The organism is Streptomyces sp. NPDC003042 (assembly GCF_053591315.1).
In genome coordinates this window covers 26,894-39,011 of sequence record NZ_JBSFTP010000002.1, presented here as the reverse complement: position 1 = coordinate 39,011, position 12,118 = coordinate 26,894, and the positions used below count along the sequence as shown (strand labels likewise).

At 72.4% G+C, this 12,118-nt stretch carries 12 protein-coding genes and 1 pseudogene; 7 read left to right on the top strand and 6 right to left on the bottom strand.

Features of this window, described 5'->3' with window-relative positions:
* Positions 1-104: 104 nt before the first annotated feature.
* Positions 105-712 (bottom strand): annotated as a pseudogene (locus tag ACWDYJ_RS01500) (response regulator transcription factor); the annotation flags it as partial.
* A gap of 202 nt (positions 713-914) precedes the next feature.
* Complete coding sequence (locus ACWDYJ_RS01495) at positions 915-1,733, bottom strand: serine protease (protein ID WP_451563399.1); 819 nt, start codon at positions 1,731-1,733, stop codon at positions 915-917.
* Positions 1,734-1,818: 85 nt separating this feature from the next.
* Here ACWDYJ_RS01495 and ACWDYJ_RS01490 point away from each other — a divergent pair, with 85 nt between their 5' ends.
* Positions 1,819-2,721, top strand: a complete 903-nt coding sequence (locus ACWDYJ_RS01490) for a hypothetical protein (protein WP_451563398.1) — start codon at positions 1,819-1,821, stop codon at positions 2,719-2,721.
* Between the two features lie 130 nt (positions 2,722-2,851).
* Positions 2,852-3,532 carry an HAD family acid phosphatase gene (locus ACWDYJ_RS01485; RefSeq protein WP_451563397.1) on the top strand — a complete coding sequence of 227 codons (681 nt, stop codon included), beginning with the start codon at positions 2,852-2,854 and terminating at the stop codon, positions 3,530-3,532.
* 180 nt (positions 3,533-3,712) lie between these two features.
* On the opposite strand, the gene ACWDYJ_RS01480 is transcribed toward ACWDYJ_RS01485, so the two are convergent.
* Together ACWDYJ_RS01480 and ACWDYJ_RS01475 are read right to left on the bottom strand one after the other, a co-directional pair.
* Positions 3,713-4,621: an SDR family oxidoreductase gene (locus ACWDYJ_RS01480; RefSeq protein ID WP_451563396.1), complete on the bottom strand. Its 909-nt coding sequence runs from the start codon at positions 4,619-4,621 to the stop codon at positions 3,713-3,715.
* 1 nt (position 4,622) lies between these two features.
* On the bottom strand, positions 4,623-5,387 hold the full coding sequence (locus ACWDYJ_RS01475) for an SDR family oxidoreductase (protein WP_451563395.1): 765 nt from the start codon (positions 5,385-5,387) through the stop codon (positions 4,623-4,625).
* Positions 5,388-5,443: 56 nt separating this feature from the next.
* On the opposite strand from ACWDYJ_RS01475, the gene ACWDYJ_RS01470 reads away from it, so the two are divergent.
* Genes ACWDYJ_RS01470 through ACWDYJ_RS01450 form a run of 5 tightly spaced genes read left to right on the top strand, consistent with a single transcriptional unit; the run spans position 5,444 to position 9,885 of the window.
* Positions 5,444-6,193 (top strand): enoyl-CoA hydratase family protein, encoded by a 750-nt coding sequence (locus ACWDYJ_RS01470; RefSeq protein WP_451563394.1) that lies wholly within the window; start codon positions 5,444-5,446, stop codon positions 6,191-6,193.
* Positions 6,190-7,041, top strand: a complete 852-nt coding sequence (locus tag ACWDYJ_RS01465) for a CoA transferase subunit A (protein ID WP_451563393.1) — start codon at positions 6,190-6,192, stop codon at positions 7,039-7,041. Before ACWDYJ_RS01470 ends, ACWDYJ_RS01465 begins: the two co-directional genes overlap by 4 nt.
* Positions 7,038-7,802: a CoA-transferase subunit beta gene (locus ACWDYJ_RS01460; protein ID WP_451563392.1), complete on the top strand. Its 765-nt coding sequence runs from the start codon at positions 7,038-7,040 to the stop codon at positions 7,800-7,802. The genes ACWDYJ_RS01465 and ACWDYJ_RS01460 overlap by 4 nt, the downstream gene beginning before the upstream one ends.
* A gap of 19 nt (positions 7,803-7,821) precedes the next feature.
* The gene (locus tag ACWDYJ_RS01455) at positions 7,822-8,907 is read left to right on the top strand and encodes an NAD(P)H-dependent flavin oxidoreductase (RefSeq protein ID WP_451563391.1); all 1,086 of its coding nucleotides are present in this window, start codon (positions 7,822-7,824) and stop codon (positions 8,905-8,907) included.
* 30 nt (positions 8,908-8,937) lie between these two features.
* Complete coding sequence (locus ACWDYJ_RS01450) at positions 8,938-9,885, top strand: tyrosine-protein phosphatase (protein ID WP_451563390.1); 948 nt, start codon at positions 8,938-8,940, stop codon at positions 9,883-9,885.
* 96 nt (positions 9,886-9,981) lie between these two features.
* On the opposite strand, the gene ACWDYJ_RS01445 is transcribed toward ACWDYJ_RS01450, so the two are convergent.
* On the bottom strand, positions 9,982-11,679 hold the full coding sequence (locus ACWDYJ_RS01445) for a DEAD/DEAH box helicase (protein ID WP_451563389.1): 1,698 nt from the start codon (positions 11,677-11,679) through the stop codon (positions 9,982-9,984).
* 100 nt (positions 11,680-11,779) lie between these two features.
* Positions 11,780-11,986, bottom strand: coding sequence for a cold-shock protein (locus ACWDYJ_RS01440; RefSeq protein WP_030707191.1), 207 nt, complete (start codon positions 11,984-11,986; stop codon positions 11,780-11,782).
* Positions 11,987-12,118 lie beyond the last annotated feature (132 nt).

Genomic DNA, 12,118 nt, shown 5'->3' with positions numbered 1-12,118 from the left:
GGCTCGGCGCAGCCGGATTCGGCCCAGCCAGTGGTCCTGGGGCCCCGCTCCGGAGGCCGCGCCTCGATCCGGCGGGCGGACGGGCGGCAGGGTGATGCCGGGGTGGTGGCCAGGCCGCTCTCCCAGGCCCGGGTGGCGATCTCGACCCGGTTGCGGGCGTCGAGCTCGGCCCGGACGTTGGCCGGGTGCGTCTTTACCGTGGACAGCGGGACGAACAGCGCGCCCGCGTTCTCGGGCGTTGGTGAGCCCGCGCGCGGGGCGGCGTACGACGTCCCGTTCGCGTCGGGTGAGGGGCTCGGCCGGGCGTCGGGCGGCCTGGGCGGCCGTTGCGCGGGGCCGTTTCACGGAGCAGCCGCACGGTGACGGCGAGTGGGACGAGCGAGCCGCCGACGGCCGCCGCCCGGACCGCTTCAACCGGCATGGCCGCTCTCGCGTCTTTCAGGAGGAAGCCGGACGCGCCGCCGTGGAGTGCCGCGTGGACGTACTCGTCGAGGTCGAAGGTGGTGACGATGACGATGCGCGGCTTGTCCTGGCCGGAGTGCCGGCGGGTGACGGGGAGGATCTCGGGCTGGTGCTCGGCGACGTCGGCGAGTGCTGTCTCGCCCTCGGCGACGGCGGCGAGGACTTCGATGTCCGGCCGGCTTTCGAGGATCGTCCGGAACCCGGTGCTGACCGTCTGCCGGTCGTCCGCGATGACCACTGTGGTCGCCATGCGCTGCCTGACCCGTTCTCGCCCGCTGCCGCCGATGGACCGATCCCGTCGGACCTGCGCGCGCGTCGGCCCGCACCCGCACGGGGCGTCGGCCGTTCGGGGCGTGTCGCCCCGTTCTTCCGGCCGGTTCGGGCCCGGCCGGAAGCACGAGTACGACGAGAACGACGAGTACGACGAGACCGACTACGGGCTCACGTACGCGCTACATGCCGGCGGCCGCGCTCTTGATCGCTGCCGCGAAGGTGGAGACCTCGGTGTAGACGCCCGGGTAGTCGGGCCGGGCACAGCCCTGGCCCCAGCTGGTGATGCCGACCTGGATCCAGGCGTTGGTGTCGTCCCGGCGGAACATGGGGCCGCCGGAGTCGCCCTGGCAGGTGTCGACTCCGCCCTGGTCGAAGCCGGCGCAGATCTCCTCGCTCGGGACGAGGGAGCTGCCGTACGAGGCCTGGCAGCTGGCGTCGGAGACGAAGGGGACGGTGGCCTTCATCAGGTAGCGCTGCTGGCTGCCGCCTTCGCGGGTGGCGCCCCAGCCGGCGACGGTGAAGGTGCCGTTGTCGTAGGCCTTGGTCTCGGCGATCTTGAGGGTGGGCAGGTTGATGGGCTGGGCGAGCTTGATGAGGGCCCAGTCCTTGCCGGTGCCGTTGTAGCCGGGGGCCTGGAGGACCTTGGTGGACTTGACCTTGATGGCGCTGGAGCTCCTGAGGTCGACGACCCCGGCGGTGGCGGTGATGGTGGTGTTGTTGCCGGAGCCGCTGACGCAGTGGGCGGCGGTGAGGACGATCTGCTGGGTGTAGAGGGCTCCGCCGCAGCCCATGGAGAGGCGGACCATGAAGGGGAACTCGCCCTGCGCGGCGCGGGTTCCGCCGACGACGGGGGCCGGGGACGCGCCCGCGTTGGCGGGCTGGAGGCTGACGGCGGCGAGGGCGACCGCGCCGACGGCGAGGGTGCGCTTGAGGAAGCGGGCAAGGTTGGCCACTGTCGACACACTGCCTTTCGTGGGGGGTTGGGCCGTGCGCGTCATCGGGAAATGACGGGTCCATGACACATCGAACGTAAGGCGGACATCAAGAACGCGTTTTCGGACAACTTCCGGCCCTGGGGGCGGCATGACGCAGAACAGCAGGCACAGCAGCCCGGTCGAGCACGGATTTCCGCACCTGGAGACCGTCCGCACCTCGATCGCCGCGCTGTACCGACGCCTCTCCCCCGACGGGATCCGCGCCTACGACACGGCCTTCGCCCCTGCCGACGCGGCCTTCGACGCCGATGAGGACCTGCACCTTGGCGCCCACCGGGTGGCCTCCGCGATGGTGCGCGCGCTGCGGCTGCCCGACGCCCGCGTACTGGTCGCCTTCCGGCCGATGCGCGACGCGGCCTCCGTCGAACTGGCCGCCGGCCCCGAGTACTTCGTGGAGGTCAGCGACCGGTTTCGGGCACACCGCCGCGATCTGGCCGCCGCCCTGGCACACGAGGTCACCCACGTCCTGCTGCACCGCCTGGATCTGAGCCTGCCCACCACCGCCGAGAACGAGATCCTCACCGACACCGCCGCCGCCTACCTCGGGGCCGGCTGGCTGCTCCTCGACGCCTTCCGCGAGGACGAGCTGACGCACCAGAAGCTCGGCTACCTCACCCCGGAGGAGTTCGGCTACGTCCTCGCCAAGCGCGGCCGCCTCTTCGGGGAGGACCTCAGCCCCTGGTTCACCAGCCCCCAGGCTTACGAGGCCTACGTGCGCGGCCGCGCGCTGGCGGACCGGGACTGGCGCCGGGCCCCCCTGGCGGCCGCGGGCCGGCCGGAGCGGCTGCGCTACGCCCGGACACGGGCCCGGGCCCGGCGCGAGCGGACCGCTCCGGCGCGCGGGGCGGCGTACCGCTTCGAGCCCCACGACGACGGGCTGCGCGTGAGCTTCCCGTGCCCCGTCTGTGAGCAGCGGCTGCGGGTGCCGGTGCGGGGGCGGCTGCGCGCGCGGTGCGGGGTGTGCCGCACGGTGCTGGAGTGCGACACGTAGCAGCACCGAGCGGCAGTGGCGATTCACCGGACGGCCATGAAAAGTTTCTTACCGGCCAGTAGACATGGGGTCGGAGCTCCTCGACTCTAGGCGTGTACACGCCAATCAATGACCGAGGGAGCGCCCCCCCATGCGCAGCACCCGCCGCACCCGTACGACCCGAACCGCCGCCGCCGGCCTGGCCGTCGCCGCCGCCGCCATGACCCTGCTGCCGGCGACCGCCACCGCCGCCCAGGCGGCACCGGCCGCCACCGCGCCGGCCACCGTCACCGCCACCGCCTCCGCGCCCGGCGGCAACGCGGCGATCCTCGGCATCGACTACGCCACCTGGCAGCGCGACGTCGCCGCCGTCATCGACGCGGCCCGCCCCGCCATCGAGCAGCGGATCGCGGCCTCCCCGGCCGGCGAGAAGCCGGCGCTCGTCCTCGACATCGACAACTCGTCGCTGGAGACGGACTTCCACTGGTTCTGGACCTTCCCGACCCCCGCGATCGCCAAGGTCCGCGAGCTGACCCGGTACGCGAACGACCGCGGGGTCGCGATCTTCTTCGTCACCGCCCGGCCCGGGATCATCCACTCCCTCACCGAGCACAACCTCAAGGCGGTCGGCTACCCCGTCTCGGGCCTCTACGTCCGGGACCTGCCCGACCTGTTCCACGAGGTCAGCACCTACAAGACCGCCAAGCGCGCCGAGATCGAGGCACGCGGCTACACGATCATCGCGAACATCGGCAACAAGCAGAGCGACCTCGTCGGCGGTCACGCCGAGCGCACCGTGAAGCTCCCGGACTACGACGGCAAGCTGTCCTGACCGCCCACCGGAGCGCGGTCGGCGGTCAACGCGGACAACATGGTGGGCCGGCCGCGGTTCAGCCGGTGGACGGAGCGGGTACAGATACCCCATCGCACGCGTGCCGGGCCCGACCCCTCGCCAGGGGGCCGGGCCCGTCGCCGTCGGGGCGGTCAGCGGTCAGCGGTCAGCGGTCAGCGGTCAGCGCGAGCCGTACACCGGGTGGGGGGTCTGCGCCGCGGCCAGCAGCTTGAGGGCGGCCTCCCCCGCCTCCGACGGGGTCCAGCGTGCGCCGCGGTCCGCCGTGGGGCCGGGGCGCCAGCCCTCCATCACCGTGATGCGGCCGCCCTCCGTCTCGAAGACCCGGCCCGTGACTCCGGCCGACGCGTCGGAGCCGAGCCACACCACCAGCGGGGACACGTTCTCCGGAGCCATGGCGTCGAACGCCCCGTCGGCCGGGGCCGCCATCGTCCGCGCGAAGGTCCGTTCCGTCATACGGGTCCGGGCGGCCGGGGCGATCGCGTTGACCTGGACCCCGTACCGGCCCATCTCGGCCGCCGCCACCAGGGTCATGCCGAGGATGCCCGCCTTGGCCGCGCTGTAGTTGCCCTGGCCGACCGAGCCCAGCAGCCCCGCTCCCGAAGAGGTGTTGACCACCCGGGCCGCCACCGGCCGGCCGGCCTTGGCCTCGGCCCGCCACCACCCGGCCGCCGACCGCAGCGGCAGGAAGTGGCCCTTGAGGTGGACCCGCACGACGGCGTCCCAGTCGTCCTCGTCGAGGTTCACGAGCATCCGGTCGCGCAGGAAGCCGGCGTTGTTGACGAGGGTGTCCAGCCGGCCGAAGGCGGAGAGCGCGCACTCCACCAGGGAGGCCGCGCCCTCGCCCGTCGCGATGTCCCCGCCGTGCGCCACCGCCTCGCCGCCCCGTTCCCGGATCTCCGCGACCACCCGGGCGGCCGGGCTGTCCGGCCCCGGCAGCCCTTCGGGACCCACTCCCAGGTCGTTGACGACGACCCGCGCCCCCTCCGCCGCGAAGGCCAGCGCGTGCGCCCGGCCCAGCCCGCGCCCGGCGCCGGTCACGACCACCACACGTCCGTCGCTCATGCCCATCTCAGTTCTCCTTGTTCGCAGTCGCCACGTCCAGGAACGCCGGGCGCTCCCCGCCCCCGTGCACCAGCAGGCTCGCCCCGCTCACGTAGGCCGCCCGGTCCGAGGCGAGGAACACCGCCGCCTCCCCCACGTCCGAGGGCTCGGCGAGCCGGCCCAGGGGGACGGTCGCCGAGACCGCCGCGACGCCCGCCTCGTCCCCGTAGTGCAGGTGCGACAGCTCGGTCCGCACCATGCCGAGGACCAGCGAGTTGACCCGTACCTCGGGCGCCCATTCGACGGCCATCGACCGGGCCAGGTTCTCCAGTCCCGCCTTCGCCGCCCCGTAGGCCGCCGTGCCGGGCGAGGGCCGGGTGCCGCTGACGCTGCCGATCATCACGACCGAGCCGCGCGTGCGGCGCAGCCACGGGTACGCGGCCAGCGAGGCCGTCATCGGGGCGAGCAGGTTCAGTTCCAGGACGCGGGCGTGGCGCTCGGCCTCGCCTTCGCCCAGCAGCCGGTACGGGGTTCCGCCCGCGTTGTTGACCAGGCAGTCGAGGCGCCCGTACCGCTGCGCGAGCGCCTCGAAAAAGTCCTGGACGGCGGCGGGTTCGCGCAGGTCGACGGCGGTGAAGGCCGCGCTGCGTCCGCCCGCCGCCACCGGTTGCGCGGGCGGACGGCGGGCGCAGACGACGACCCGCGCGCCTGCCGCGAGGAACGCGCGCGCGATTCCGGCGCCGACGCCACGGGTTCCGCCGGTGACGACGACAAGCCTCCCCTTGTGTTCCATCGGCTGCTACCTTCCTCGCCTAACAAATGTTTGGTGGAAAGGTAGCTGATCCGCTCATGGGTGTCTCCACCTCCCGCCCCGCCAAGGGCGTCGCGCTGCTCACCGTCGACTTCCCGCCCGTCAACGCGCTCCCGGTGCGGGGCTGGTACGACCTCGCCGACGCCCTGCGCGCGGCCGGCCGCGATCCCGGGGTCCGGTGCGTCGTACTGGCCGCCGAGGGCCGCGGGTTCAACGCCGGGGTCGACATCAAGGAGATGCAGCGCGACACGGGGCACGCCTCCCTCATCGGCGCCAACCGCGGCTGCTACGAGGCCTTCGCCGCCGTGTACGAGTGCGAGGTCCCGGTGGTCGCGGCGGTGCAAGGGTTCTGCCTGGGCGGCGGCATCGGCCTGGTCGGCAACGCCGACGCGATCGTCGCCTCCGACGACGCCACCTTCGGCCTGCCCGAGCTGGACCGCGGCGCCCTCGGCGCCGCCACCCACCTGGCCCGCCTCGTCCCGCAGCACCTGATGCGCACCCTCTACTACACCTCGCGCACCGCGACCGCCGCCGAACTGCACGCGCACGGCTCGGTCTGGAAGGTGGTTCCCCGCGAGGAACTGCGGGCCGCCGCCCTGGAGCTGGCGGCCGAGATCGCGGAGAAGGACGGCCACCTGCTCCGGCTGGCCAAGGCCGCCATCAACGGCATCGACCCGGTCGACGTGCGCCGCAGCTACCGCTTCGAGCAGGGCTTCACCTTCGAGGCGAACCTCAGCGGGGTCGCCGACCGGGTGCGCGACACCTTCGGGAAGGAGGACGGCGCATGAGCGACAAGACCATGACCCCGGAAGAGGTGGTCGGTCGGCTGCGCAGCGGGATGACGCTGGGCATCGGCGGCTGGGGTTCGCGGCGCAAGCCGATGGCGCTGGTGAGAGCACTGCTCCGATCCGAGATCACCGATCTGACCGTGGTCTCCTACGGCGGCCCCGATGTCGGCCTGCTGGCCGCCGCGGGCCGCGTCCGCACGCTCGTGGCCCCCTTCGCCACCCTCGACTCCATCCCCCTCGAACCGCATTTCCGGGCCGCCCGCGAGCGTGGCGCCTTCACCCTCACCGAGCTCGACGAGGCCATGTTCATGTGGGGCCTGCACGCCGCCGCCAACCGCCTGCCCTTCCTCCCCGTCCGGGCCGGCCTCGGCTCCGACGTCATGCGCGTCAACCCGCAACTGCGCACCGTCACCTCCCCCTACGCCGACGGCGAGGAGTTCGTCGCCGTCCCCGCCCTGCGCATGGACGCCGCCCTGGTCCACCTCAACCGCGCCGACCGCCTCGGCAACGCCCAGTACCTCGGCCCCGACCCGTACTTCGACGACCTCTTCTGCGAGGCCGCCGACACCGCGTACGTCTCCTGCGAGCAGCTCGTCGAGACCGCCGAACTCTCCAAGGCGGGCCCCCCGCAGTCCCTCCTGGTCAGCCGCCACTCGGTCACCGGGGTCGTGGAGACCCCCAACGGCGCGCACTTCACCTCCTGCGTGCCCGACTACGACCGGGACGAGGCCTTCCAGAAGCTCTACGCGTCCACCCCCTGGCCCGAGTTCGCCGAGCGCTTCCTCTCCGGGGCGAACGAGCACGACTACCAGTCCGCCGTCCGGACCTGGCACGAGGAGCAGAGTTGAGCACGACAGCCCCGAACACGACAGCCCCGAGCACCGCGACCATCACCCGTTCGGAATACTGCGTCGTCGCCTGCGCCGAGGCGTGGCGCGACAACGGCGAGATCCTCGCCAGCCCCATGGGCCTGATCCCCTCCTTCGGCGCCCGGCTCGCGAAGCGGACCTTCTCCCCCGACCTGCTGCTCACCGACGGCGAGGCGATGCTCGTCGGCCTCGACGGCACGCCCGAGGGCTGGCTCCCGTACCGCAGGCACCTCACGATGGTCACCGGCGGCAGGCGGCACGTGATGATGGGCGCCAGTCAGATCGACCGGTACGGCAACCAGAACATCTCCTGCGTCGGCGACTGGGAGCGGCCGGCCCGCCAGCTCCTCGGGGTGCGCGGCGCGCCCGTCAACACCCTCAACAATCCAGTGAGTTACTGGATCCCGAAGCACTCCACCCGGGTGTTCGTCGAGCGCGTCGACATGGTCAGTGGGGTCGGCTACGACCGGGCCGAGGCGGCCGGGGTGACCCGCTTCCACCACCTGCCCCGCGTCGTCAGCGACCTGGGCGTCTTCGACTTCACCGGCCCCGGCCACAGCATGCGCCTGGCCTCCCTCCACCCGGGCGTCACCGTCGAGCGGGTCCTGGCGGCCACGGGCTTCGAGCCGGCCGTCGCCGACGAGGTCCCGTACACGCGCGAGCCGACCCCCGAGGAGCTGCGGCTGATCCGCGAGGTGATCGACCCCGAGGGGCTGCGCGACCGGGAAGTGCGGGGCTGACGCGATGGAGTCCGACGCGATGGAGACGGCGTTCACGAAGCTGGTCGGCGTCCGGTACCCGATCGTGCAGACGGGCATGGGCTGGGTGGCCGGCCCGCGCCTGGTGTCGGCCACGGCCGATGCCGGGGCACTGGGCATCCTGGCCTCGGCGACGATGACCGTGGACGAGCTGCGCGTGGCGGTCCGGGAGGTGAAGTCCCGTACGGACGCGCCGTTCGGGGTCAATCTGCGGGCGGACGCCGGGGACGCTGCCGAGCGCGTACGGCTGATCATCGACGAGGGCGTACGGGTGGCCTCCTTCGCCCTGGCTCCGTCCAGGGAGCTGATCGCCCGGCTGCGGGACGCGGGGGTCGTCGTGATCCCCTCGGTCGGGGCGCGGCGGCATGCCGAGAAGGTCGCCGCCTGGGGTGCGGACGCGGTGATCGTGCAGGGAGGCGAGGGCGGCGGGCACACCGGGGAGGTGGCCACGACCGTGCTGCTGCCGCAGGTGGTCGACGCGGTGGACATCCCGGTCGTCGCGGCGGGCGGCTTCAGCGACGGCCGCGGTCTGGTCGCGGCGCTGGCCTACGGGGCGGCGGGCATCGCCATGGGCACCCGGTTCCTGCTGACCTGCGACTCCACCGTCCCGGATACCGTCAAGGCCGAGTACCTCAAGGCCACGGTCAAGGACGTCACCGTCACCACGGCCGTCGACGGGCTGCCGCACCGGATGCTGCGCACCGAGCTGGTCGACGCCCTGGAGCGGGCGGGCCGCGCCCGCGCGCTGGCCCGCGCGGTGCGCCACGCGGCGGGTTTCCGGAAACTGTCGGGCCTGTCCTGGCCGCGGATGGTGCGCGACGGCCTGGCGATGAAGCACGGCAAGGACCTGTCCTGGAGCCAGGTCCTGCTCGCCGCGAACACCCCCATGCTCCTCAAGGCGTCCATGGTCGAGGGCCGTACGGACCTCGGAGTCATGGCATCAGGCCAGGTCGCGGGGGTGATCGACGATCTGCCGTCCTGTGCGGAGCTCGTCGGCCGCGTCATGGCCGAGGCACACACCGTGCTGGACCGGCTGCGCGAGACACACGGTCCGCACGCGCTCGGCACCCTGCCACCACCAGGGTGATCCCCCTTCTCCGTCACAGGAGTTGCCCCTATGAGCCGTAGCCGTGCCCGAATCCGCCTGGTGACCGCGGCGGCCGCCGCCGCACTCGCCATCGCAACCCTGCCCGCCTCCGCGTACGCGCAGGCGGCTCCCGGCGCCGGGGTCAGTGCCCGGCACCACCACCATCAACAGCAGCAGCAGGCCGACCAGATTCGTCAGATCCCCCTCCAGGGCGCCGTCAACGTCCGTGACATCGGCGGCTACCGCACGTACACCGGCGGCCAGGTCCGCCACGGGCTGGTCTACCGCTCCGACGCACTGAGCAAGCTGACCGCGGCGGACATCGGTACCGTCTCCGGTCTGGGCCTCACGAAGGTCGTCGACTTCCGCATCCCGATGGAGCTCCAGTACGACGGCCCCGACAAGCTCCCGGCGGGCCTCACCCCCACCTCCCGCCCGATCAGCGACCTCGGCCTCTACGGAACCCTCGTCGCCGCGATCTCCAGCGGCGACCCCGTCAAACAGGAGCAGATGCTCGGCGGCGGCCGCGCGGAGGCGTACATGCGCGACATCTACCGCACCTTCGTGACCAGCCCCGAGAACCGGGCGCAGATCGCGGCGACCCTGCGGGAGATCGCGGACGGCCGGCAGGGCCCGCTCCTGTACCACTGCACGTCCGGCAAGGACCGCACGGGCTGGACGACGTACGTCCTGCTGCGCGCCCTGGCTGTTCCCGAGGACGCCGCCGAGGGCGACTACCTGGCCTCGAACACCTTCCGGGGTGCCTACGACGCCAAGCTGCGCGCGGCCCTCAAGGCCTCGGGCCGGATGCAGAACCCCGACCTGCTGATCCCGCTCCAGGAGGTCCGCCAGGACTACCTGGACGCCTCGACCGCACAGATGGAGGCCGACTACGGCAGCTTCTACGGCTACCTCACCAAGGGCCTCGGCCTGGACGTGTGGACCCTGTCGAGGCTCCAGGACAAGATGGTCCGGTGACAGCACGACGCCGGGCAGCGCGTGATGCGCTGCCCGGCGTCGTGGTCCGTCGTCCTACGTGCTGCGTGCTACGTGCTACGTCCTGCGTACTACGGGTCAGACCGCCCGGCGGCGGCCCTGGCCGGCGGAGCCGACCCGGCTGCGCGCGGAAGCGGCGGCCGCGCCACCGGAGGCTCCGGTGCTGCCACCGCGACGGCCGCGCTCGGCGGAGCCGGTGGCTCCGCCGCCGCCCTGGCCGCCACCCTGGCCGCGACGGGCCTGGCCGCTGCCGGACGGGGAAGCCTGCCCGGACGCGGCACCGCCGGAGCGGCGGCCACGTCCGCCGGCCGCCGGAGCGGCGCCGCCCGTGGGTGCACCCGTACGCGGACCGCCGCCCGACCGGCGGCGCGCGCCGGAGGCCGAGCCGTTGCCCGAGGCACCGCGCGGGCGCGGCGGGGTCGCCTGCGGCACCTCCATGACCACGGGGATGCCCGAGGGCTCCTTGGCGCCGGTCAGCCGGGCCAGCTCCTCGTCGGAGGACTTGATCTGCGCGGTGCGCGGGGAGATCCCGGCGTCCGACATCAGCCGGATCATCTCCCGCTTCTGGTCGGGCAGCACCAGGGTGACCACGCTGCCGGACTCACCCGCGCGGGCGGTACGGCCGCCGCGGTGCAGGTAGTCCTTGTGGTCGCTGGGCGGGTCCACGTTGACGACCAGGTCGAGGTCGTCGATGTGGATGCCGCGCGCGGCCACGTTGGTGGCGACCAGTGCGGTGACCTCGCCCGTCTTGAACCAGTCGAGGGTCCGGTTGCGCTGGGGCTGGGAGCGCCCGCCGTGCAGGCCGGAGGCGCGTACACCGTCCGCCAGGAGCTTCTTGACCATGCGGTCGACGCCTCGCTTGGTGTCCACGAACATGATCACCCGGCCGTCGCGAGCGGCTATACGCGTCGCCACGGCCTTCTTGTCGGTCTCGTCCATGACGTACAGGACGTGGTGCTCCATCGTGGTGACCGCACCGGCCGACGGGTCGACCGAGTGGCCGACCGGGTCGGTGAGGAACATCTTGACGAGCTTGTCGATGTTCTTGTCCAGCGTCGCGGAGAACAGCATCCGCTGGCCGCCGGGCTCGACCTGCTTGAGCAGCGCCGTGACCTGCGGCATGAAGCCCATGTCGGTCATCTGGTCGGCCTCGTCGAGCACCGTGATCGAGACCTGCGAGAGGTCCGCGTCACCGCGGTCGATGAGGTCCTTCAGACGGCCGGGGGTGGCGACGAGGACCTCGGAGCCGCGGCGCAGGGCGCCGGACTGCCGGTTGATCGACATGCCGCCGACGACGGTGGCGATGCGCAGGTTGACGGCCGTGGCGTACGGGGCCAGGGCGTCGGTCACCTGCTGCGCGAGTTCGCGGGTCGGTACGAGGACCAGCGCGAGCGGCGCCTTCGGCTGCGCGCGGCGGCCGGCGGTGCGGGCGAGCAGCGCCAGGCCGAAGGCCAGCGTCTTGCCGGAACCGGTACGGCCGCGGCCGAGCAGGTCACGGCCGACGAGGGAGTTCGGCAGCGTGGCGGCCTGGATCGGGAAAGGCTGGGTCACACCCTGGGCGGCGAGGGTCTTCAGCAGCGCCTCGGGCATGTCCATGTCCTCGAACGCCTCCACCGGCGGCAGTGCCGGGGCGATCGGTTCGGGCATGGTGAACTCTTGGGGCCGGGCAACGGGGGCGGACTTCTGCCGTCCCGCGCCAGCCTTCGGACGTCCCTGAGCCGCACCTCGACCCCGGGTGGGGCGGCGGCTGGGTCGTGCGGAGCTGGAGCTGGTCATGCGGAAATGCCCTCCTGAAACCGGCAGGTACAACAAGGTCGAAACAGCAGACAAGCCGGGGTCCGCACCTCACGGTGCGGACCCCGGCGAGCTGAAATAATTAGTTGGCGGGGAGGATGTTCTCCGCCTGGGGGCCCTTCTGGCCCTGGGTCACGTCGAAGGACACGCGCTGGCCCTCCTGGAGCTCACGGAAGCCCTGGGTGGCGATGTTCGAGTAGTGGGCGAAGACGTCCGGGCCGCCACCGTCCTGCTCGATGAAGCCGAAGCCCTTTTCGGAGTTGAACCACTTCACGGTGCCAAGCGCCATTTTAAATCTCCTAGATAGGCGGCAAAGGGCCCCATCCGGAGATTCCGGCAAAACAATAAAAGCGCCTGTCGGAGCATTCCCGTCAGGCGCACATAAAGTTCATGGGTACCACAACTGCAACGGCTCCAAAGC